The 21389-nt window shown below is 75.0% G+C and carries 20 protein-coding genes and 1 pseudogene; 13 read left to right on the forward strand and 8 right to left on the reverse strand.

What is annotated here, in order from left to right; translation table 11 throughout:
- The first annotated feature begins 48 nt into the window (after positions 1 to 48).
- Entirely contained in the window at positions 49 to 1038 is a 990-nt protein-coding gene (locus tag ACIOFR_RS21970) for a D-cysteine desulfhydrase family protein (protein WP_400999762.1), read from the forward strand.
- An 11-nt stretch (positions 1039 to 1049) separates the two neighbouring features.
- On the opposite strand, the gene ACIOFR_RS21975 is transcribed toward ACIOFR_RS21970, so the two are convergent.
- Both ACIOFR_RS21975 and ACIOFR_RS21980 read right to left on the reverse strand, forming a co-directional pair.
- A complete protein-coding gene (locus ACIOFR_RS21975) occupies positions 1050 to 2408 on the reverse strand; it encodes an amidase (protein ID WP_400999764.1) in 1359 nt (452 codons plus the stop codon).
- Between the two features lie 182 nt (positions 2409 to 2590).
- Positions 2591 to 3901, reverse strand: a complete 1311-nt coding sequence (locus ACIOFR_RS21980) for a DUF3533 domain-containing protein (protein ID WP_400999766.1) — start codon at positions 3899 to 3901, stop codon at positions 2591 to 2593.
- A gap of 159 nt (positions 3902 to 4060) precedes the next feature.
- Between ACIOFR_RS21980 and ACIOFR_RS21985 the strand changes: the two genes are divergently transcribed.
- Positions 4061 to 5041 carry an LD-carboxypeptidase gene (locus tag ACIOFR_RS21985; RefSeq protein ID WP_400999767.1) on the forward strand — a complete coding sequence of 327 codons (981 nt, stop codon included), beginning with the start codon at positions 4061 to 4063 and terminating at the stop codon, positions 5039 to 5041.
- Positions 5038 to 5880 (forward strand): aminodeoxychorismate lyase, encoded by an 843-nt coding sequence (locus ACIOFR_RS21990; RefSeq protein ID WP_400999769.1) that lies wholly within the window; start codon positions 5038 to 5040, stop codon positions 5878 to 5880. The genes ACIOFR_RS21985 and ACIOFR_RS21990 overlap by 4 nt, the downstream gene beginning before the upstream one ends.
- A gap of 69 nt (positions 5881 to 5949) precedes the next feature.
- Here ACIOFR_RS21990 and ACIOFR_RS21995 read toward each other — a convergent pair whose 3' ends face one another.
- Positions 5950 to 7692, reverse strand: coding sequence for a S8 family peptidase (locus ACIOFR_RS21995; RefSeq protein WP_400999771.1), 1743 nt, complete (start codon positions 7690 to 7692; stop codon positions 5950 to 5952).
- Between the two features lie 412 nt (positions 7693 to 8104).
- Between ACIOFR_RS21995 and ACIOFR_RS22000 the strand changes: the two genes are divergently transcribed.
- From ACIOFR_RS22000 to ACIOFR_RS22020, 5 genes are all read left to right on the forward strand, one after another.
- Positions 8105 to 8518, forward strand: a complete 414-nt coding sequence (locus ACIOFR_RS22000) for a sortase-dependent protein (RefSeq protein WP_400999773.1) — start codon at positions 8105 to 8107, stop codon at positions 8516 to 8518.
- 52 nt (positions 8519 to 8570) lie between these two features.
- The gene (locus ACIOFR_RS22005) at positions 8571 to 9158 is read left to right on the forward strand and encodes a class F sortase (protein WP_400999775.1); all 588 of its coding nucleotides are present in this window, start codon (positions 8571 to 8573) and stop codon (positions 9156 to 9158) included.
- A gap of 118 nt (positions 9159 to 9276) precedes the next feature.
- Positions 9277 to 10092, forward strand: a complete 816-nt coding sequence (locus ACIOFR_RS22010) for a hypothetical protein (protein WP_400999777.1) — start codon at positions 9277 to 9279, stop codon at positions 10090 to 10092.
- A complete protein-coding gene (gene cseB, locus ACIOFR_RS22015; protein WP_400999779.1) occupies positions 10089 to 10859 on the forward strand; it encodes a two-component system response regulator CseB in 771 nt (256 codons plus the stop codon). Before ACIOFR_RS22010 ends, cseB begins: the two co-directional genes overlap by 4 nt.
- A complete protein-coding gene (locus ACIOFR_RS22020) occupies positions 10856 to 12076 on the forward strand; it encodes a sensor histidine kinase (protein ID WP_400999781.1) in 1221 nt (406 codons plus the stop codon). Before cseB ends, ACIOFR_RS22020 begins: the two co-directional genes overlap by 4 nt.
- Positions 12077 to 12107: 31 nt before the next feature.
- On the opposite strand, the gene ACIOFR_RS22025 is transcribed toward ACIOFR_RS22020, so the two are convergent.
- Together ACIOFR_RS22025 and ACIOFR_RS22030 are read right to left on the reverse strand one after the other, a co-directional pair.
- The gene (locus ACIOFR_RS22025; RefSeq protein ID WP_400999783.1) at positions 12108 to 12764 is read right to left on the reverse strand and encodes a hypothetical protein; all 657 of its coding nucleotides are present in this window, start codon (positions 12762 to 12764) and stop codon (positions 12108 to 12110) included.
- Between the two features lie 7 nt (positions 12765 to 12771).
- Positions 12772 to 13599, reverse strand: a complete 828-nt coding sequence (locus tag ACIOFR_RS22030; RefSeq protein ID WP_400999785.1) for a WG repeat-containing protein — start codon at positions 13597 to 13599, stop codon at positions 12772 to 12774.
- 321 nt (positions 13600 to 13920) lie between these two features.
- Here ACIOFR_RS22030 and ACIOFR_RS22035 point away from each other — a divergent pair, with 321 nt between their 5' ends.
- The 4 genes from ACIOFR_RS22035 to ACIOFR_RS22050 all read left to right on the forward strand — a co-directional run bounded on the left by ACIOFR_RS22035 (position 13921) and on the right by ACIOFR_RS22050 (position 18930).
- Positions 13921 to 14952, forward strand: a complete 1032-nt coding sequence (locus tag ACIOFR_RS22035; protein WP_400999787.1) for a CinY protein — start codon at positions 13921 to 13923, stop codon at positions 14950 to 14952.
- A gap of 65 nt (positions 14953 to 15017) precedes the next feature.
- A complete protein-coding gene (locus tag ACIOFR_RS22040) occupies positions 15018 to 15737 on the forward strand; it encodes a S1 family peptidase (RefSeq protein ID WP_400999789.1) in 720 nt (239 codons plus the stop codon).
- Between the two features lie 52 nt (positions 15738 to 15789).
- Positions 15790 to 16452 carry a hypothetical protein gene (locus tag ACIOFR_RS22045; RefSeq protein WP_400999791.1) on the forward strand — a complete coding sequence of 221 codons (663 nt, stop codon included), beginning with the start codon at positions 15790 to 15792 and terminating at the stop codon, positions 16450 to 16452.
- A gap of 168 nt (positions 16453 to 16620) precedes the next feature.
- Positions 16621 to 18930: a HelD family protein gene (locus tag ACIOFR_RS22050; protein ID WP_400999793.1), complete on the forward strand. Its 2310-nt coding sequence runs from the start codon at positions 16621 to 16623 to the stop codon at positions 18928 to 18930.
- Between the two features lie 4 nt (positions 18931 to 18934).
- Here the strand turns inward: ACIOFR_RS22050 and ACIOFR_RS22055 are convergent, their stop codons facing one another.
- From ACIOFR_RS22055 to ACIOFR_RS22065, 3 genes are all read right to left on the reverse strand, one after another.
- On the reverse strand, positions 18935 to 19387 hold the full coding sequence (locus ACIOFR_RS22055) for a DUF2809 domain-containing protein (protein ID WP_400999795.1): 453 nt from the start codon (positions 19385 to 19387) through the stop codon (positions 18935 to 18937).
- A gap of 109 nt (positions 19388 to 19496) precedes the next feature.
- Positions 19497 to 19922: a DUF3224 domain-containing protein gene (locus tag ACIOFR_RS22060; protein ID WP_400999797.1), complete on the reverse strand. Its 426-nt coding sequence runs from the start codon at positions 19920 to 19922 to the stop codon at positions 19497 to 19499.
- 109 nt (positions 19923 to 20031) lie between these two features.
- Positions 20032 to 20388, reverse strand: coding sequence for a hypothetical protein (locus ACIOFR_RS22065; protein WP_400999799.1), 357 nt, complete (start codon positions 20386 to 20388; stop codon positions 20032 to 20034).
- A gap of 765 nt (positions 20389 to 21153) precedes the next feature.
- On the opposite strand from ACIOFR_RS22065, the pseudogene ACIOFR_RS22070 reads away from it, so the two are divergent.
- Positions 21154 to 21389 (forward strand): annotated as a pseudogene (locus tag ACIOFR_RS22070) (sugar ABC transporter substrate-binding protein); the annotation flags it as partial.

Here is a 21389-nt window from a genome sequence, read left to right on the forward strand (position 1 = left end):
ATGACCGGCACGCGCGCGGGCCGGCCGCGCGGGACGGAGGGCGCAGCGGTGAACCGGGACAGCACCACCCCACGGCGAGCGGCGTTCGGCACCTGGCCGACCCCGCTGGAGCCCGCCCCGAGGCTGGCCCGCGCACTCGGCCTCGGGGCGGACGACCTGTGGGTCAAGCGGGACGACCTGACCGGGCTCGGCGGCGGCGGGAACAAGGTCCGCAAGCTGGAGTGGCTCTGCGGCGCGGCCCTGGCCGACGGCGCCACGGCGCTGGTCACCACCGGCGGCCCGCAGAGCAACCACGCGCGGCTGACCGCCGCCGCCGGCGCCCGGCTCGGGCTCGACGTGGTCCTCGTGCTGGCCGGCGCCCCCGGCACCTCGGCCTCGGGGAACCTCGCGCTCGACGGGCTCCTCGGCGCCACCATCGTCTGGGCCGGCGCGGCCGGCCCCTCCGAGCTCGGCTCCGCCGCCGAACAGGCCGCCGAGGAACTGCGGCGCTCCGGCGCCGTCCCGGCGGTGATCCCGTTCGGCGGCTCCAGCGTGCTGGGCGCGCACGGCTACGCCGAGTGCGGCGCCGAACTCCTCGACCAGGCCCCGGACCTGACGACCGTGGTGACCGCGCTCGGCTCCGGCGGCACCATGGCCGGCCTGATCGACCCGCTGGGCGCCGAGCGGGTGCTCGGCATCCACTGCGGCGCCGTCCCCGACCCGGCCGGCACCGTCTCCGATCTCGCCTCCGGCCTCACCGGCAGCCCCTGCCCGCCGCAGAGCCTGCGGGTGCGGCTCGACCAGGTCGGCGCCGGGTACGGGGCACTGACCGAACCGGTGATGGCCGCCATGACGCTGGCCGCCCGCACCGAGGGGCTGATCCTCGACCCCACCTACACCGGGCGGGCCATGGCCGGGCTGATCGCCGCCGTCCAGGACGGCGACATCCGGCCCGGCGAGCGCACCGTCCTCCTGCACTCGGGCGGCCTGCCCGGGCTGTTCGGCCACCCCGCGGCCCTCGCCCGCGCCCAGGACGCGACGGGCCCCGCCGGACCGTAACGGCACGCCCGTCACACCGCCGGGTCCGGCGCCGTCCGCGGCCAGGGCCGGCGGTGTTCGAGCTCGGCCGCCAGCGCCAGCAGCAGGCGCTCACCGCCGGGCGGCGCCACCAGCTGGACGGACAGCGGCAGACCGCCGACGGCCGCCGCGTCGTGCACCGGCAGGACCAGCGCGGGCCAGCCGGCCAGGTTCCACGGGTGGCTGAAGGGGGCGTAGCGGATGTTGGACACCACGTTCGCCGTCCAGCCCCGGGTGTGCCAGCGGCCCGCGGGCGGCGCCGGGTGGGCCAGGGCCGGGGTGACCAGCACGTCGTACCGGCTGAAGAACCGCTCCAGCAGCGCGTGCCAGCGGACCCGCTGACCGTCCCTGACCAGACCCGCGCCGCGGACCGCCCGGCCGAGCGCGGCGTGCCGGCGGGTGCGCGGGTTCAGCAGCGCGGGGTCGAGCGGGCGGGCGTCGTCGGCGGTGCCCGCCAGCCAGCGGGCGACGGAGGCCGCGCCCAGCCAGGCCGGGTAGCGGACCTCGTCGACCGTGACCCGGTGCCCGGCCGCCGCCAGGTGCCGACCGGTGTCGTGCACCGCCCCGGCGCAGGCGCCGTCGACCGGCAGTCCCGGGGCGGTCGGCCCGGTGGAGAGGGCGACGCGCAGCGGACGCGGCTGCGCCGGCGGCCGCTCGTCCGGACCGGCGAGCACGTCCAGGAGCAGCGCCGCGTCGGCCGCGCAGGTGGCGATCGGCCCGTTCTCGGCCATCCCCGACCAGCCGTCGACCCCGAGCCCGGCGGGCACCGTGCCCCGGCCGGGCTTGAGGCCGAGCACCCCGCAGTTGGCGGACGGGATGCGGATGGAGCCCATGCCGTCGTTGCCCAGGGCGATCGGCACCAGGCCGGCCGCGACGGCCGCCGCGCTGCCGCCGGACGACCCGCCCGCGCTGCGGGAGGGGTTCCAGGGGTTGCGGGTGGTGCCGAAGACGCTGTCGGTGGTGCCGAAGACGCAGAGCTCGGGGACAGCGGTGAGGCCGACCACCACCGCTCCGGCCGCGCGCAGCCGGCGGACCGTCTCGTGGTCGGCCGCCGCCGGGGTGGCGGGGGTGGCGGCCGAGCCGTTGCGGGTGGCCTCGCCCTCGACCGGCAGGTTGTCCTTGACGGCGACCGGCACGCCCGCGAGCGGGAGGGCGGCGAGGTCGGGGCGTCCGGCGAGGGCGTCCGCGTCGTGCAGGGCGCGTTCGGTGAGGACCATGCGGAAGGCGCCGAGGTGCGGGTCGACGCGTTCGATCCGGGCCAGGTGGTCGGCGACCACCTCACGCGGTGTCACCTTGCCCGCCCGGACGGCCTCGGCCGTCTCGGTGGCCGTCCGGCCGGTCCAGCCCGTCATCGCCGCTCCCCGCCGTCGTCGCCATCGCCGCCGTCGCCCGTACGGTCCCGGTCGGACACCGCCCGTCACCCTAGCCAGCGGTGCCGGGCCGGACAAGGGCGCCGGGGGCGGGCCGGGGCTCGGAGGGTCGACCGGCCCGGCGGGTCGGTCCGGGTCGGTCCGGGTGGTCCGGGCGGTCCGGCTCAGGTGGCGGGCTGCGGCTCCTCCGCGTGCTCGGGGACGATGCGGTGCAGGCCCTTGCGGTCGTAGTACGTGGTCATCGCGAAGCCGAAGGCCAGGGCCGCGACGACGCCCACGCCGATCATCAGCCAGGCGCGGGTGAGGCCTGCGCCGGCCTGGGCGTCGAAGTAGAGGATGGCCCGGACGCCGTCGGTGAGCTGGCGCATCGGCTCGAACCAGGAGAGCACCCGGTAGAAGTCCGGCAGTGCCTGCAGCGGGACGGTGGCTCCCGAGGACGGCAGCGAGAGCGCGATGAACACGAACATGCTGATCAGCTGGCCGATCCCGCCGAAGGCGGCCAGCAGCGCCTGGACGCCGAGCCCCACCGCGGCCGAGGCGCAGACCGAGAAGACCCACAGCAGCGGCAGGTGCGAGGCGTCCATGCCGAGGATGACCACGCAGGCCAGCATGATCAGACTGGACGTCAGGACCGACAGCACCACGGACATCGTGCAGGTGACGGCGAGGGTCTGGGTGCGGCTGATCGGGACGGTCGGCAGCTGGGTGCGCATCGGACCGAGCTCGCTCGCCGCGTAGCCGAGGGAGACGTCGACGCCGTTGGCGATCACGTTGGCACCCAGGAAGCCGGCCAGGACCAGCAGCAGGGTGTAGTAGAAGGCGGTCAGGCCGAGCCCGCTGTGGGTACCGATCGGGTGGCCGATCGCGGTCTCGACCGTGACCGGGTCGGCCAGTTGGAGCCGTGCGGCGTTGGTCGCCGAGGCGCCCTGGTCGGGCAGCCGGGCGGTCAGCGTCCGGCCCAGCTCCACCGAGGAGGCGTGGGCCGCCGCCTGGGCGATCGAGGAGGCCAGCGAGGACGCCAGGCTGCCCGCGCCCGGGTTGGTGAACACCGTCATGGTCGGCCGGGCCGGCTCCGGCTGTCCGGCGGCACCGAGCGAGGCGACCGCCGCCGTGAAACCGGGGCGGACCTCCAGGACGGCGTACAGCTGCCCGGAGGAAAGGCCCTCCTGGGCGGCGGCCTCGTCCAGCTGCCGCCAGGAGATCTGCTCCCCGGGGTCGGGCGCGGCGGCGATGGCGGCCGTGGTGCGGGCGCCCAGGTTGGTCGGCTCACCGGCGATCACGGCCCCCTGGTCGGCGTTGACCAGGCCGATCGGGAGCCGGTGCAGGTCGCCGCGCGGGTTGAGGATGCCGCCCATGTACACGAGTGAGAGGAGCAGCGCCAGCAGCCCGACGATGACGGTGGGCAGCACCCAGATCCGGGGATTGCGCAGCACCTGCCGGGCGGTGGCCCGGCGTACGGGGTGGTTCGAGGACATGGCTCTCCCGGAGGCGGCGGTCATCGCACAGAGTGGCAAATTATCCGAAACCGGACGCCGCGCCCGGGCGCCTCGCCCACCGGGGCCGCCGGTCCGGCGGTGCACCCGATGGGGCGAACTCCGCCCGGGGGCCCGCCCTCCCCTGCGATACTGCGACGCATGGAGAACGAACGGTCGGCGGCCGGCGGGCCGTGGCGGCGGCCGGCGGGGGGTCTGCACCGGCCGCCCCGGCTGCGGACCGGTGACCGCGTCGCCGTGGTCTGCCCCAGCAGCCCCGCCGACCCCGCGCGGCTGCTCGCCGACTGTGCGGAGCTGCGCGGGCTCGGCCTGGACGTGGTCCTCGGCGAGCACGCCCTCGACCCGGGCGGTTCCGGCTATCTGGCCGCCACCGACCGGGACCGTGCGCAGGACCTGGAGGACGCCTGGCTGGACCCGGAGATCTCCGCCGTGGTGTGCGCCCGCGGCGGCTACGGATCGGCCCGGGTCCTGGAGTTCCTGCGCTGGGAGCTGATGGCGGGGGTGGCGCCGAAGATCCTGCTGGGCTCCAGTGACGCGACGTCACTGCACCGGGCCTTCGCCACCCGGCTGCGGGTCTGCACCCTGTTCGGACCGATGCCCGCCACCGCCGGCTTCGGCCCCGCCGGCGAACCGCCCGACGGGCGGACCCTCGCCCACCTGCGCACCACCCTGTTCAGTCCGGAGGACGCCTTGGCCTTCACATCCGCCCACCCGACGGCACCGACCGCGGGCCGGGCCCGCGGGATCACCACCGGCGGCACGCTCAGCCTGCTCGCCGCCGCCGTGGGGTGTGCCGAGGCGGCGCCCGCCGCCGGAGCGATCGTCCTGCTGGAGGACACCGGCGAGGAACCGTACCGGATCGACCGGATGCTCACGCAGTTGCTGCGGGCCGGCTGGTTCGCCGGCGCGGCCGGTGTGGTGACCGGCAGTTGGACGGAGTGCGGGCCGCCGGACGAGGTGGCCGCCGTCCTGCACGACCGGCTGGGGCCGCTCGGCGTCCCGGTCCTGACCGGGCTGGACTTCGGCCACGGACAGCCGCAGCTCACCGTCCCGCTCGGGGTCGAGGCCGAACTCGACACCGCGGCCGGCACGTTGACGCTCACCTCGGCGGCGCTGCGATGAGCGCCGGCACCCTGGTGCGGCTGGACGGCACCGTGGCCGACCGCGCCCTGCCGCTGCTGCGCGCCGACGACCTGGGCGTCCTGCGCGGCGACGGGGTCTTCGAGGCACTGCTCGTCGTCGACGGCCGGCCGCGGCACCTGGACGAGCACCTGGCCCGGCTGGAGCGGTCCGCCACCGCGCTCGGCCTCCGGGCGCCCGCCGCGGAACGCTGGCGGCGCTGCCTGGCCACCGCGATCGACCGGCACGGCGCGGTCGGTGAGACCTACGCCCGTTTCTTCCTGACCCGCGGGCCGGAGGACGGCGGACCGCACACCGGCTTCGTCCTGGTCGACGACGTCCCCGACTCCACCCGCCGGCTGCGCGCCGAGGGTGTCCGGGCCGTCACCCTCACCCGGGGCCACGTCACCGTGCCGCCCGAGCAGGCACCCTGGCTCCTCAACGGCGCCAAGACGCTCTCGTACGCCGTCAACATGGCGGCCCAGCGGTGGGCCCGGGACCACGACGCGGACGAGGCGCTCTTCCTCGCCGGGGACGGCACCGTCCTGGAGGCGCCGACCGCCGCCGTCGTGCTGGCGGTCGGCGGGCGGCGGCTGCTCACCCCCTCGCCGGACCTCGGCATCCTGCCGAGCATCGCGCTGGCCGGCCTGTTCCGGGCGGCCGCCGCAGCCGGCTGGGAGTGCGGGTACGCCAGGCTGACCACCGCGGACCTGCTGGGCGGCGAGGGCGTGTGGCTGGTCTCCAGCGTCCGCCTGTGCGCCCGGGTCCGCAGCATCGACGGCACCGTCTGCCCGCCCGGCCCGCACGAGGACGAGATCGCGGCGCTGGCCCGGCGGCCGTAGCGCCGGCGGGCGGCCACGGCCGCCGGCCCCGACCGGTGACGGTCGGGGCCGGCGGCCGACGGGGGGGGGTCAGAAGGTGAGGTTCCAGGCGTCGATCCGGCCGACGTCCTGCGAGGCGATGTCGCGGACCCGCAGCTTCCAGGTGCCGTTGGCGACCTCGGAGGACGCGTTCACCGTGTAGGTCTTGACGACGTCGTCGGCGCTGTCGCCGTCCGCGAAGTCCTCCAGCAGGTAGACGCTGCCGTCGGGGGCGACCAGCGAGACCACCAGGTCGCCGCGGTAGGTGTGCTTGATGTCCACGCCGACCTTGAGGGCGGCCGGGGCGTTGCCGGTCACACCGGTGACGGTGATCGGGCTCTCCACCGTGGCGTTGTCGTTGACGGCGACGTCGGTGAGGTTCTCGAAGTACGAGCCGGACGGCGGGGTGGAGCCGCCGACCGCCTTGAGCGCGTCGACCTGGCCGTCGCCGAAGAAGGCGTTGTTGGCCGTGGTACCGGTGCAGCGGCTGTCGGAGGGGCAGGCCGTGTCGGTGGCGTCGGAGGCCAGCCGGGCGCGGATGTCCGCCGGGGTGAGCGCCGGGTTGGTGCTGGCGATCAGCGCGGCGACGCCGGTGACGTGCGGCGACGCCATCGACGTACCGTTCTTGTTGCCGTACTTGCCGCCCGGGAGGGTGGAGTACACGCCGTCGGCACCGTCGCCGCCGGGGGCGGCGACGTCGATGACGTTGCGGCCGAAGTTGGAGTACGAGGCCTTGACGTTGCCGTTGCCCATCGCGGCGACCGTGACCACGCCCGGCAGTTCGGTCGGGATGTCGATGCAGGCGTTGGTGATGGTCCGGCTGCCGGGGGTCGAGTCGTTGGGGCTCGCCGAGTCCGTGGTCTTGTTCGCCAGGTCGTAGTTGGAGTTGCCGGCGGCGGCGACCTGGAGGGAGCCCTTGCTCTCGGCGTACGCCTCGGCCCTTCGGACGCCCTCGATGATGGCGGCCTGGTCCACGTTGTCCGGGCAGTTGAACTGCCACGGGTCCGTGTAGTAGCTGTTGTTGGTCACCTTGAAGCCGTGGTCACCGGCCCACACGAAGCCGCACACGGTGTTCTCCGCGAAGAACAGCGTGGTGCTCGGCTCGGCGATCCGGACCGAGGCGATCTTGACGCCCGGAGCCACGCCGACGACGCCCTTGCCGTTCTTCGCGGCCGCGATGGTGCCCGCGACGTGGGTGCCGTGGGTGTCCACGTCGCGCCACGCGCCGGTGCGGGTGTCGGCCTTGCCGTACGCGCAGGAGGCCGAGTCGGCGGCGTCGAAGTTGGGGGCCAGGTCCTGGTGCTGATCGTCGACCCCGGTGTCGAGGACGCCGACCTTGACCGCGGACGAGCCGGTGGTGACGGCCCAGGCCTGGTCCGCCTTGATCCGGGTCATGTCCCAGCGGTTGGACTCGGTCAGGGTGGTGGCGGCCTGCGCCGGATTGGCGGGCAGCGCCGGGTTGTACGCGTCGGCCGGCACGTCGGACGTGCGGGTCGCGCCCACCTGCTGGACGCCGCTGACGCCGCGGAGGGTCGCGGCGAAGGTGGCGGACGTCGAGTGGGCCACGATGACGCCGATCGCGTCGTAGGACGCGAACACCGAGCCGCCGTTGGCGGCGACCGCCGCACGGACCGCCGAGGTGTCGCCCGGGGCCGTGATGACGAGGTAGGCCCGGGTGCCGGCGGCCCAGGTGGCGGCCGGCGCCGGTGCGGCGGCGGTCCGGGCGGGAGCGGCGGCGGCGAGGCTCGTGGGGGCGATCAGTGCGACGGCCGTGCCGAGGGTGGCGACGGCCACGGCGGAGCGTGTCAGCCGACTGGATATGAGCGAGAGCAAAGCGTCGTCCTCCGGAGAGCAGATGGCGCAGGGAGCGCCAGTCGCGACCATGACAAAGGGGTAGGCGCAATTTGTCAGATCATCACCCCGGAAGGGAAGTGGTCCGGCGTTACAAATTCTTTTCATCGCATTGACCGCACCGGGCCACCACCCCACGAAACAGGGCGAGTTGTCCGGAATCAGACGGTCCGTCCGGCCGATCGGTCACCGATCCGCCACCGAACGGCCACCGGCCGGGCCCCCGCAGGACTGTTACCGAGTCGGCCGACGGCTGTTACCGGACCGGCGGAGCACCGTGAGGCTCTGTTCCTAGCGTGTGCAGGGTCAACTCACGGCCACCGGGCCGCGGGTGACGGACGACCGGAGGAATCCCATGTCAAGTACCACGTCCGTGCGCCGTGCAGTGCTCTTCGCGCTCGTCTCCGCCGGTGTCGCCGGGGCGCTCGTGCTGCCCGGTGCCGCCGCCTTCGCCGACGGGCCCGCGCCGGTCCCGAGCGTCGCCCCCACCGCCCGCGCGGCGACCCCCGTCCCCGCACCGGCCACCTCGACCCCCCGGGTGGCGACCCCCGTCCCCGCACCGGCGACCCCGACCGCCCCGGCCGCCGCACCCGCGCGCACGGACGCCCCGCAGGTGCGGACCGTCCCCAAGGGCGGTGCCCAGACCGGCGAAGGGGCCACCGGCGGTTCCGCCGTCCCGGTCGTCCTCGGATCGGGGCTCGCCGTGGCCGGCGTCACCGGCGCGGGCATCCTCGTGCTGCGCCGCCGCAGTGCCGGCGCACAGGCGTAGCCACCACCGCCGTGTCCGGCGCCCGTCATGGGCGCCGGCCACGGCGGCCGGCTTGCTGGTCATCGCCGGTGTGGGCACGGCGGTGCTCGGCCGGGACCCCGGGACCGCCCCGGTCCGGATCGCGCCGGTGGCGGTGGCACCGGCCGGCCCGACGGTCCCTGACGTACCGTCGGCCGGTCCGGCGACGGCCTCGGCCTCGCCACCGGTGCGCCTGGTGATCCCGGGGATCGGGGTGGACGCACCGGTCGAGGACGTCGGCCTCAACGCGGACGGGACGGTCGAGGTCCCGCCGCTCGACCGTCCCGCCGAGGTCGGCTGGTACCGCAACGGGCCGGCCCCCGGCCTGCGCGGGCCCGCCGTGCTGCTCGGCCACTACGACACCCGCCGGGGCCCGGCGGTCTTCCACCGCCTGCCCGACCTGCGGGCCGGCGACCGGATCGAGGTCCGGCGCGCGGACGGCACCACCACGGCCTTCCAGGTGCGCGAGCTGCGCCAGTTCGCGAAGGACGCGTTCCCCACCGAGCTCGTGTACGGCGACACCGCCGGCCCCCAGCTCCGGCTGATCACCTGCGGCGGCACACTGGCCGGCAACGGCCACTACACCGACAACATCGTCGTCCTGGCCGATCCGGTGCCCTGACGTGCGTGCCGTGGGGCGCGGGCCGTCCGCCGTCCACCTCCCCTGGACGCCGGGCGGCCCGCCGCCGTGGTGCAGACTGACAGCCGATCCGCCCCCGCTCCGAAAGGCACCGTCCCACGTGAGGATATGGCTCACCCGCACCCCGCTGCTGCGGTGCGCGCTCCTGGGAGTCCTGGCCGTCCTGACGGTCGCCGGCTGCGACGGCGTCGGCGGTCTGCACGACGCCGGGCAGACCAGGGCGATCACCTCACACCCGAGCCCGCTGCCCCTGTGGCCCGCCGCCGAGACGTCCGCGCCGCCGTCCCCGCAGGCGGTGGCGGACCAGTCGCCACCGGAGCCGCTGCCCGGCCTCGCCGTGGACGGTCTCCAGCAGCTCGACGCGCGCACCGTCCTCACCCGGGACCCCGAACTCACCCCCGCCGAACGGACCGCCCTGGACGGCGGCTGCCCCGGCTGCCTGGTCCAGCCCGCGCAGTACCGCGACCTCAGCGGCGACGGTCGCCCCGAACTGCTCACCGCCGTGGTGACCGGCAGCGGCACCGGCACCGGACGGGCCGTGCTGCACGTGTACACCCAGCGCGACCGGCAGGTGCTGCCGGTCCTCGCGCTCACCGCACTGCCCGGCTTCACCGCCGACACCACGGGGCAGGACCTGGTCGTCCACGAGCCGACCGGCCCGCTCGCCGAGACCAGCAGCACCTACCGCTGGAACTCCGTCCGGATGGCCTTCGCCGACCGCAGGACCCGGGCCACCGGGCCGGCCGCGGACGCCCCCGGTTGCCCGCCCGGCGAGCCGACCGCGACACCGGTGCCGTCCGTCACCGACGGCCCGGCACCCGAGCGCGGACCCGCGACCGCCCCCACCGCCCGGCCGACCGGACGGACGCCGGTCCCGCCCGTCACCCCGCAGCCCTCCCCCGCGAGGACCCGATGAGCACTCACCCGCCGGGCACTCCGCGCATCCTGCTGGTCGAGGACGACGAGGTGATCCGCGAGGCCACCCAGATGGCACTGGAGCGCTACGGCTTCCCGGTCCAGACCGCCGGCGACGGCCTGGAGGGCCTGGAACGCTTCCGCGCCGACCCCCCGGACCTGCTGCTGCTCGACGTGATGCTGCCGCTGCTCGACGGCGTCGGCCTGTGCCGGCGGATCCGTGAGGAGAGCTCCCTGCCGATCCTGATGATGTCGGCGCGCACCGAACCGATCGACGTGATCTCGGGGCTGGAGGCCGGGGCCGACGACTACATCGTCAAGCCCTTCGAGACGGCCGTCCTGGTCGCCCGGATCCGGACCGTGCTGCGGCGCACCGGCATCGGCGCGGCGCCGGCGGCCGGGGCGGCGCCGGCGGCCGCGGGGCCCGTGGGGCTGCCGGGTTCCGCGGGGGGCGTCGGGGCCGGGGCCCCGGCCGGTTCCGTCCGGGTGATCGACGACCTGGAGGTGGACACCGGCGCGATGGAGGTGCGCGTCGCCGGACGTCCCGTGCCGCTCACCCCGACCGAGCTGCGGCTGCTCCTGGAGTTCACCGCGGCACCCGGTGTCCTGATGGAGCGCCAGACCCTGCTGGAACGGGTCTGGGACTACTCGTGGGGAGCCGACAGCCGGGTCGTGGACGTCCACGTCCAGCGTCTGCGGGCGAAGATCGGCGCCGCCCGGATCGAGACCGTCCGGGGCTTCGGCTACCGGCTGCGGCGGGTGCCGTGACCCTGCGCCGCCAGATCGCCGCCGTCATCGCCCTGGTGTCCTGCCTGGTCGCCCTCACCGTGGGCATCCTGGTCCACCAGGCGTCCGTCCGCCAGCACACCGAACAGGCCAGGAAGTCCGCCGAGGCCGCCCTGGACTCGGTGCTCACGGGTTACGACAGCACCGGCCAGCTGGTGGTCGGCTGGCACGCCGCCGCCGGCGACCCGGCGCTGCCCGCCGAGCTGCGCCGGCTCGCCGAACGCGGCCACCAGGGCTCGATGCTGGGCCCCGGACCGCACGGCACCGCCATGTGGGCCGCCGCCGGGGCGGACGGCCGGGTGCTCTCCGTCCGGATGGACTTCGCCGAGGACGAACGGGCGATCGCCGACCTCGACCGGGCGATCCAGATCTCCGCGGCCCTGTCCGTCGTGCTCACCGTGCTCGCGGGCGTCCTCGCCGCCGACCGGATCAGCAGCCGCCTGCGCACCGCCGCCCGGACCGCCCGGACCATCGCCCGCGGCGACCTGGACGCCCGGATCGGGCCGCTCGGCCGCCCCCGTGACGAGGTCGCCGACCTCGCCGCCGCGGTCGACTCGATGTCCGCCGTGCTGCGCAGCAAGCTGGCGAACGAGCAGCGCTTCACCGCCGACGTGGCGCACGAGCTGCGCACCCCGCTCACCGGCCTGCTCACCGCGTCCGAACTGCTGCCGCCGGGCCGCCCGACCGAGCTGGTCCGCAACCGGGTCCACGCGCTCTGCGGCCTGACGGAGGACCTGCTGGAGGTCTCCCGGTTGGACGCCCGCGCCGAGGCGCCCGAGCTGTCCGACCAGCCGCTCGGCCAGCTGGCGGCCCGGATCCTGGGCCCGGCCGGACCGGCCGTGGAGCTGCGGACCGAAGGATCCGCCCTGGTCACCACCGATCCGCGCCGGCTCGACCGGATCGTCTCCAACCTCGTCGCCAACGCCCAGCGCCACGGCGCACCGCCGGTCCGGGTCACCGTGGAGGGCGCCACCCTCACCGTCCGGGACCACGGCCCGGGCTACCCCGAGGACGTCCTGCGTGAAGGGCCGCAGCGGTTCCGCACCGGCGCCCGCGAGCGCGGGCACGGTCACGGGCTGGGGCTCACCATCGCCCAGGGCCACGCCGCGGCCGTCGGGGCCGAACTGCGGCTCACCAACCACCCCGAGGGCGGTGCCGTCGCCGAACTCCTCCTCCCGCAGGCCGGCCGGCCGCGCTGAGTGGCGGTCGGTGGCACCGGCTGCCGGGCGGTCAGGGCCGCGGGTCCTCGTCGGACGGTGCGAGGGCGGCGAGCCAGAGCTGGAGCTCCACGTCCCCGTCGCCGACCAGGACGTAGGACTGCAGGACGAGTTGCCGGTCGCCGGCCTGCCAGACCGTGGACGACTCGCCGTCGCCCGAGCGCAGGTGGACCTCGACACCTGGGAGGGGCGCGCCGAACCGGACGGTGAGCCGGTCGACCGCGTCGGCCTCCAACTCGCCGAAGCGCTCGGCCGCCCAGTCCTGGAGGAACGAGAACTCGTGCTGGTGCTCGGCGTACAGGAAGGTCTCGGCGACCACGCTCATGGCGCCGTACCAGGTGCCGTCCTCGTCCGGGTCGTCATCGGGCTCGGCGGGCTCGTACGGGTCCTCCCGGGAGTCGAAGATCAACGAGCAGGGTTCGAAGCGGCGGGGCTCGGCAGCGAGCAACTCGGCCGCGAGGTCGGCGAGGTCCCGTTCCGGGGCGCCGGGGTAGCACAGGTAGGAGTGGGCCTCCTGGCAGTGGGCGGGCTCGACGCGCTCGAAGGTGCCCTCGGCGGCCGTGGACTCCCAGCGGACCGTCCCGGTGCGGTCCGTGATGCGCAGGGTGGCGCCGTCCGCGCCGGCCCCCACCCGGCAGACGTCGAGGCCGTCGCGGTCCACGTGGGCCACGGCGCCGTCACGGGTGACGAAGGGCGCGAGTCCGTTCCCGCCGCCGAAGCCGACGACCCGGCCCTCGACGTCGGTGGTCGAAGCGGACCAGCCCGCAGCCGAAGTCCTGGGACAACCGGTCGCTCGCCCTGATCACCAACTCGCCGCGGGCATCGAGGAATCCCCGGAACCGGTCGCCGACGGATCCGCCGAGGACGTACGCCAGGCCGTTCGCGTCGAAGGCGTTGAGCATCGGGAAGGACGGCTCGACGACCCAGGTGCCCCGCTCGTCGATCGGGCCCCACAGGTCGCCCATCCGGACCGGTGCGACGCCGTCGGGCCCGAAGGGCCTCGTGCCGTCGAACCGCGGCTCGACGACCGTGCGGCCGGTGCGGTCGACGAAGCCGCAGGGGCCGCCGTCGACCGTCCGCACGGCGGCGAGCCCGTTCGGCGCGAACCGCCCGGCCGCGGCGAACCGCGGGGGGATCACGAAGCGGCCCGACGCGTCGATGAAGCCCGCCCCGTCCGCGGTGCGGGCGACGGCCAGGCCGTGCCGGAAGACGTCCGCCTCCGTCAGGCCCGCCGGGACGACGGGTGCACCGTCCGTCCCCGCGTAGCCCCACCGACCGTCCTGGGCCTGGTACCGGGAGAGGCCGTCGTCCTGGAAGGGCCCGGTGTGGCGCAGCTCCGGCTCGGCCAGCCAGGCGCCCCGGTGGTCGAGGTACCCGTACCGGCCGTCCTGGTCGGCGGCGGGGGCGACGAACCCGCCGTGGCCGTCCGGGTGGAACGGTCCGACCGCACCGAGCCCCGGTGCCCGCACCAGCCGCCCGTCGGCACCGACCAGGGCGTACCGCACGCCGGAGCCGTGCGGCCCCGGGCAGGGAACGGCCTACGGCGGCAGATCGGTGCTGCTGGTCGGCACGGTGCGGCTCCTCGTACGGGGCCGGCACGGCGTCACCGGCCGCGCCGCCCACGGATGATCAAGAGGAGCTCATGGTAGTCGTCCCGCCGCGGACCGGGGCACCGCGTCCGGGGGGGGTGGGCCGGGGCGAGGTGAGTAGGAACTACTCTGCCCGGCGCCGGACCGCGGTGGAAATGTTCACCGCGGGCCCCCGCCGGTCGGCGGAGCGGGCCCTGCACCCGATCGACGGAGGAAACGCCCATGGGATACCGGCAGTTGACGAACCGTCTGAGGCCCGGGGTGACCCTGGCCGCACTCACCCTGACCCTCTGCGGGAGCGCTCTGGCCACGGCCCCGCCCAGCGACGCGTTCGGCACCATCATCGGCGGCGGCCAGAACGCCGAGCACGAGAAGATCACGCGCAGGGCCCTGCGGTGCACGGGCTCCGGAGGACACTCCGACAGCGCGAACAGCTGCTTCGAGGCCCGGTCGCTCGACCAACTCGCCGGCCACACCGGCACCTTCGGTGCGGTGGGCGCGCCGGACATCACCGAGGTGACGGTGGCGGCCGCCCACTGCGACAACGCGGACTACCGCCCGTCCACGACCTTCGCGCGGTATCCGCGCTCCCGGGCCCAGGCGACCGCCGTCCTGGTGGACTGCATCGACCACCTGAAGAACCGGTACGACCAGGGGGTGAGCGCGGGCGGGAACCTCGTCGGCCCGGCTCCGCTGTACCGCTCGGACGCCGCCGAGTACGACCTGCGGCACGACTGCAACTTCGCTCTCGTCTCCAGCCGGGAGAAGTGCGACGCACTGGAGGGGTTCGGCCGGGCGCTCCACGGCATCCAGGACTTCTACTCGCACAGCAACTGGGCCGACCGGGAACGGACCGCGGTGCCGGTGAGCACCACCAATCCCGTGGGTCTGAACCGGTCCACGACGGCGCCCTTCCTCAACATGCGCGCCACGACGGTCGACACGTCGACCATCCCGCACGAGCTCTCCACCGGCTGCTTCGAGCTGGTGGGCGACGACGAGTGCCGCCACCGGGTCACGCACGACACCCTCAACAAGGACACCGGGTCCATCAGCGTCACCTCCGGCCACGTGGGATCGGGCACCACCCCGCGGGGCGGCATCCGCGACAACTTCAGGAGCGCGGTCGACGGCGCGGTGGCCGAGACCGAGCTCCAGTGGCAGACCTTCCGCGCGGAACTCCGCTCCCGCTACGGCACCGTTCGGGGCAACCTGATCGCGTGCGTGATGACCCACGACCGGCCGCAGGACGACTGCCTCCCCGAATAGGAACGCCCATGGCCCCGCGTGCCCGCACGGGCCTGTCGCCGCGACTCGGGCGACCCGTCGCCGTCATGGCCACGATGCCCGCGCTCCTGCTGCTCACGAGCACCTCCGCACACGCCGTCCGGGGCGGGGACGACGCCCGCGCCCGCCCGTACGTGGCGTCCCTGCAGAGCACCGGGGCGAGCGGCGGAGGTCACTTCTGCGGGGCGACGCTGGTGGCGCCCCGTCTGCTGATCACGGCGGCGCACTGCGTGACCGGGCGTCGGGCGTCCGAGGTGCGGGTGCACCTGGGCGCCGAGTACCTGGCCACCGGTGGTGAGGACCACCTCGTCGACCGCATCGACATCCACCCGGAGTTCGACCCCGCCACCCATGCCCATGACCTCGCGGTCATCACCACCAGGACCGGAGCGGCCGGCCCGAGTGCACCGGTCGTCACGCGGGCGCCCGGCACCGGACGTCTCTTCGTCGAACTCCTGGGGTGGGGCCGCACCTGCCCCTGGTCCAGCTGCCGGCCGTCCTCGCACCTCCAGTCGATCGAGTCCCGCACCGTGCCCGCGTCGCAGTGCGCCGGCTACCTCGCGTCCGGCGATCTCTGCGCCGCGAATCCCGAAGGATGGCAGGGCCCCTGCTACGGCGACTCGGGAGGGCCCGCGCTCGATCCGGCGGGCAGGCTGGCCGGGGTCATCAGCAGAGGGCCGGGAGGCGTCAACTGCGGTGAGGCGCCCTCCGTCCTGACGTCCGTCGGAGACCACCTGCCCTGGCTTCGGAGCCTGGGTGTCAGGTGAAGAAACGGCCGGGCCGCACGTGCCCCGCCCAACCGAGAGAGAGGCCGGGACGATGATCCCGATCCGCACGAAGAAGTCCGCGCTGACCGTCGTCCTCGCCGCGGTGGCCGTCCTGGCGGCCGCGGCGGGACCGGCCCGCGCCGACGACCCACGGCCGCCGTTCCTGGGGGGATCCGGGGCCTTCGGCGTCAACGAGGTCGACGTGAACCGCGTGGTGACCCCCTTCGCGGGGGCACGGCCGGAGTTCCGGCGTTCCCCGCTGTACCAGGTGAACTCCCGGGACGCCCCGTTCCACGCCGACGACCCCTTCTACGCCCGCGAGATCTTCGCCCGGGCGGATGCCGTCGCCGCCGAGCGGGGAACGGCCGTCGTGCACTTCGAGCTGTTCGCCTGGAGCATCCCGGCGTCCGGCTCGGCGGCCGACCACGCCGCGTCCGCCGACTACCAGGAGCGGGTCCGGACCGCCTTCGTCCTGAACGTCACGACCTCCGACGAGGCCTCGGGCTGGCGCTGCGTCAGGCCCACCTTCAGTCAACTCCGCGATCCCCGGCCCGTCGGCGGGCCCGTCGGGCCGCTCTACCCGATCGACCGGCACGACCCGCTGACCTCACCGGCCCGGCCGGACGCGCTGCTGCGGCAGATGGCGTGGCGGTACCAGGGGTGGACGCCCGAATTCCACCTGCGGGCCGAGTACGTCCGCTGCGAGAAGGCCTAGGCCTTGACCTAGCGGCCGCAAGGAGGAGTGCACACTCTTCCATTGTCAAGATATAGCGCACCGGGGGGCTTGCCGCAAGGCCCCCGGTCTGCCGCAGAATCTCCGATCGAGCCCTCCGCTCGCCGGTCGACGCCCATCGGCCGGACATCCCCAACAACGGAGCCGGTCTTGGTCTTTGCTTCATCCTCCCCGTCCGACGCCCCGCGAGCCGCGGAGCTCCGGGCGGAGAACGCGTACGTCGGCCGGCTGTACGGCCTGCTCGGAACCCAGCGCGAACTCGCCGTCGACCGGCTGCGCGAGATCCACCGCCGGGAGCGGGGCGGTACGTTCCAGTCCCGGATGGAGCGGGACACCCTGGAGATCCACCACACCCGCCGGCTGTCGGAGCTGCACGCCGCCGAGTACGGGCTGTGCTTCGGCCGGATCGAGAGCGCCGACGGCGAGCGGCGGTACATCGGCCGGACGGCCCTGGCCGACGAGGACCACGAGCCGGTCCTGACCGATTGGCGGGCGCCCGCCGCGGAGCCGTTCTACCGGGCGACGCCGGCCGTTCCGGGCGGCGTGGTCGCGCGGCGGCACCTGCGGTGCGAGGGGCGGACGGTCGTGGACTTCGACGACGACCCGTTCGGCGTGGGCGGCCCCGCGGGCCGGGACGGCTCCGGGCTCCGCGGGGAGGGTGCCCTGCTCGCCTCGCTGACGGCGGCCCGTACCGGGCGGATGGGCGACATCGTCTCCACCATCCAGTCCGAGCAGGACCGGGTCATCCGTTCCGAGCTCGGCGGCGTGCTCGTCGTCCAGGGCGGCCCGGGGACGGGCAAGACCGTGGTCGCCCTGCACCGCGCCGCGTACCTGCTGTACACCCACCGCGACCGGCTCGCCAAGCAGGGCGTGCTGGTCATCGGCCCCAACACGGCGTTCCTGCGCTACATCGACCAGGTCCTGCCGGCGCTCGGCGAGAGCGAGGCGGTGCTGAGCAGCATCGGCGCGCTCTACCCGGGCGTGACGGCGACCGGTCCGGACGCGCCGGCGGCGGCCGCGGTCAAGGGGGACGCGCGGATGGCGCGGGTCCTGGCCGCCGCGCTGGACGGTCTCCGGCAGCTGCCCGAGGAGTCCTGGACGATCACCGTGGGCCGCAGCTCGTCCCACCGCGAGGAACTGGTGATCGGCCGGGCCCTGTGCGAGCGGGCCCGCGCAGCGGCGCACCGGACCGGCGAACCCCACAACGCGGCCCGGCCGGCCCTGGTCGAGCGGCTCTCCTCGGAGCTGGCCCTGCGGATCGCCCGGGACCGTGGCGGGGACCTGGACCTGGACGAGGTGGCGGACCTCGCGGACTCACTGGTCGAGGAGCCCGGGTTCCGGGCGCTGGCCGAGCGGCTGTGGCCGGTGCTGGACCCGGCACAGTTGCTCACCGCCCTGTTCGGCTCCCCGGACCTGCTGGCGGGCGCCGCACCGGACCTCTCCCCGGCCGAACACGCCGCCCTGCTGCGTGAGGCTCCGCAGGCGGGTGCCGGCAGCGGCTGGACCACCGACGACGTCCCGCTGCTCGACGAGGCGGCCGAACTGCTCGGCCCGCCCCCGGGTGCCACCGCGGGCGAAGCCGCCGCCCGCCGGGCCGGGGCCGCCGCGGAGGCCGAGGAGCTGGAGTTCGCGAAGGTCGTCGTCGAACGCTTCGGCGCGGGGCTGGCCGAGATCGACGCCGAGCTGCTGGTGCGCCAGTACCGCGGCCGGGAGTCGGCCGGGCCGCTGGCCGAACGGGCGGCCGCGGACCGCACCTGGGCCTACGGGCACATCATCGTGGACGAGGCGCAGGAACTGTCCCCGATGGCCTGGCGGATGCTGACCCGCCGCTGCCCCGGCCGGTCCATGACGATCGTGGGCGACCTGGCGCAGACCGGCGCGGCCGCCGGGCTGAGCAACTGGGGCGAGGCGCTCGACGAGTACACGGCCGGCCGCTGGCGCACGGTGGAACTCACCGTCAACTACCGGACCCCCGCCGAGATCATGCGGACCACGGAGGGCGTCCTGCGGGCGCTCGGCCCGGAGCTCACCGCGCCCCGCGCGGTCCGCAGCGGCGGGAGCCGCCCGTGGAGCCTCCGGATCCCCGCGGACGGCTGGGGGCCGGCACTGCGGGCCGCCGTCGAAGCGGAGATCGCGACGCTCGACGGCGGCCGGATGGCGGTCGTCCACGCCCCCGGTCGGCGGGCCGAACTGGTCGACGCGCTGGCCGGGTTGGCGGGGGTGAGCACGCTCACGGACGCTCCGGCGGCCCTGGACTCGCCCGTGGTCCTGCTGACGGCCGCGCAGGCCAAGGGACTGGAGTTCGACGTGGCTCTCGTCGTGGAGCCCGCGGAGCTGCTGGCGGCGCACGCCCGCGGCGTCAACGACCTCTACGTGGCACTCACCCGGGCGACGAAGCGCCTCGGGGTCGTGCACAGCGGGGAGTTGCCGGAGCTGCTGGAGGGCCTGGACGCGCGCTGAACGGTCACGGCGGAGGCGCGGGACGGGTGGTACGGGGGGCGCGGGCGGCACGGACCGCCGTGTGGGCGGTACGGATCCCCGTGTGGGCGGCGCAGGCGAAGGCCGCGCCCACCGCGTACCAGAACAGGTCGGGCGGGTTGAAGGTGGAACCGAGCACCAGCCGGGCTGCGGTGCTGTGCCGGGACGACTCGGCCGGGATGCCGGTCAGTTGCAGGAACTCGACGGCCCAGCTCAGCCCGAGCGCGACCGCGGCGGCCGTGCGGGGCCTCGCCCGGGGTGCCGCCAGCACCACCAGGGTGTGCACCAGCACGGTGTAGAGCGCGTCGCCGGCGGGCTTCGCGAACTCCTCGCCCAGCCCCGCCCGCACCGCCAGCCCGGCGGCCACCGTCACCGCCGCCGCCCCGAGGGCCGCCGAACGGGCCCGCAGCCGGGCGCCGGCCACCCCCTGGTCGTCCATGTCCGCCACCCTACGACCCGCCCACGCGCCGCCGTTCACCGGACCCGGACGCCGGATGCCGGGCCCCGAGCTCCGAGCTCCGAGCTCCGGCACGAGGCCGCTCCGGCGGTCAGCCGCGGTCGGCGCCGGGGTCGAGGTCGTAGTCGAACCAGACGCGGTGGGTGCCGTCCTCGTCCACCGCGATGCCTCCCCCGCCGCTGATGCCGGCGAGCTCCCCCGTCCCGCTGGAGGGGACGATCACGAAGTACTCCCCGGTCCGGTCGCCGCCGGAGGTCGATGCCGAGTGGGCGAAGTTGAACGCTCCGTCGCGGCCGTTCAGCGAGCCCTCGAAGGACTCCATCGCCACGTACGTGCCGACGTTGGTGGCCTGGTCGAAAGCCGCGGTGAAGACGGTCGCGGCGCGGCCGGCGACCTCGCCCTCGAACTGCTTCTCCATGACGGCCACCCCCACCGGGAGTGCGGTGGTGACGGCCGGGCTCGGCGTCACGTCGGTCGGCACGAAGGACTTGACGGTGAACGTTCCTGAGGCTCTCATGCCGGCCATCGTAGGGGCGGGGTCCGACAGCGCCCGGGACGCGCAGCCGGAGCACCCCGGCCCGCCCCCGGGCACTCCACGCCGTCCACCCCGGCTCCGGGCGACGCCGTCAGCCGGCACCGGCGTCGGAGAGCGGCACGCTGCGGTGGCAGGCGAGCAGCAGGCGCGCCTCGCGCAGGAGCGCCAGCGCGGCCCGCAGGTGGCGGGCCACCTGGGGCAGCAGGGTGCCGCGGAATCGGTCCGCGCGGGCGACCTCGACGGCGGCGCGGGCGAGCAGGTCGGCGGCGTCCGGGAAGTCCGGATGGCGGGAGTCGGCCGCGGTCTGGGCGGCGACGGCGGCGAGCAGTTCGGCGATCTCCCCCGCACCCGGATCGTCGAGGACGTCCTCTCCCCAGAGCACCAGTTCCCGCGCGACGGAGTGCAGCAGGGCATCCCTGCGCAGTTCCCACCAACCCACACATGTCACAGGGAGATCATCCCTCATCACGCTGCGCAGTGGGAGCGGAACGCCCCAGTTCACTGTCGAGCGGTGTGTCGCGAGTGACTGCGTTCCATTGTGTCGGCAGCTGACACCCTCCTCCAGGAGGGATCCCGGGCGCCGCCGCGCCGACGGGCGCCTGCGCGGCCGCCGCGACTGCGGCGCGCCTTGGCCGCCAAAGGTATGCCCACTGTCGCTTTGTGTTCGGTTGTGTCGCGAACCCCGGCGACGGTCGGTTCGACCCCACACTCCGCGCCGGCCCGGCGCCGCGGCCGTCGCCGGCGCCGCACGCGACATCCGGCATGGACCCCCACCGCAGCCACCGGCCGGAAACGTCCCCGACACGTCCGCACGCCGCGCGACACCCCAGGGCCGCCCTGCGGGACCGCACCGCAGGGCCGATTCGCCGCTCCGCCGGAGCGACTCCGGCGTGCCCGGACGGGCCTCCGGCAGGCACCGTCCGTACAGGTCGCGGGTGTTCGAACGTCACAAGGGGGTCTCGGCTGCCGGTTCCTCTTGACGCTGACCGTGTAACCGGAGTGTCATATGTCCCATCACGTTTGAACGTGTTGAGTTCTGATCGATTTTCCCCGGCAGACGCTTCCATCCAGGGAGCGGAAACCGGTCGGATCCGCACCGCACGCCGCACAGCTCCACCCGCACCAGGCAGGGGACGGACACCCGCCCCTGTGCTCTCCGCACCCCAGACCGTGCGAGCGCCGCCCCTCGGCGCGTGCACAAAGGAGCGTCCTCATGTTCCGTACCACCAGCCGTGCCGTGGCCGCGACCGGCCTGCTGCTCGCCCTGGGCCTGACCACCGCCTGTTCCACCGGCAAGGAGTCCACCACCGCCGGCGCTTCGGTCGCCCCGGTCACCGGCAAGATCTCCCTGACGTACCTGCAGAAGCAGGGCGACCAGGAGTACTTCATCGGTGAGGCCGAGGGCGCCAAGGCCAAGGCCGCCGAGCTGGGCATCGACCTGAAGATGGT

It is taken from the genome of Kitasatospora sp. NPDC088346, from assembly GCF_044740765.1.
In the GTDB taxonomy this organism is placed as follows: domain Bacteria; phylum Actinomycetota; class Actinomycetes; order Streptomycetales; family Streptomycetaceae; genus Kitasatospora.

Coding starts and splice junctions, on each gene's coding strand:
- cseB (WP_400999779.1), top strand. CDS start 10,089: ATGAGCACTCACCCGCCGGGCACTCCGCGCATCCTGCTGGTCGAGGAC.
- ACIOFR_RS22045 (WP_400999791.1), top strand. CDS start 15,790: ATGATCCCGATCCGCACGAAGAAGTCCGCGCTGACCGTCGTCCTCGCC.
- ACIOFR_RS21990 (WP_400999769.1), top strand. CDS start 5,038: ATGAGCGCCGGCACCCTGGTGCGGCTGGACGGCACCGTGGCCGACCGC.
- ACIOFR_RS22055 (WP_400999795.1), bottom strand. CDS start 19,387: ATGGACGACCAGGGGGTGGCCGGCGCCCGGCTGCGGGCCCGTTCGGCG.
- ACIOFR_RS21985 (WP_400999767.1), top strand. CDS start 4,061: ATGGAGAACGAACGGTCGGCGGCCGGCGGGCCGTGGCGGCGGCCGGCG.
- ACIOFR_RS22000 (WP_400999773.1), top strand. CDS start 8,105: ATGTCAAGTACCACGTCCGTGCGCCGTGCAGTGCTCTTCGCGCTCGTC.
- ACIOFR_RS21975 (WP_400999764.1), bottom strand. CDS start 2,408: ATGACGGGCTGGACCGGCCGGACGGCCACCGAGACGGCCGAGGCCGTC.
- ACIOFR_RS22040 (WP_400999789.1), top strand. CDS start 15,018: ATGGCCACGATGCCCGCGCTCCTGCTGCTCACGAGCACCTCCGCACAC.
- ACIOFR_RS22060 (WP_400999797.1), bottom strand. CDS start 19,922: ATGAGAGCCTCAGGAACGTTCACCGTCAAGTCCTTCGTGCCGACCGAC.
- ACIOFR_RS21980 (WP_400999766.1), bottom strand. CDS start 3,901: ATGTCCTCGAACCACCCCGTACGCCGGGCCACCGCCCGGCAGGTGCTG.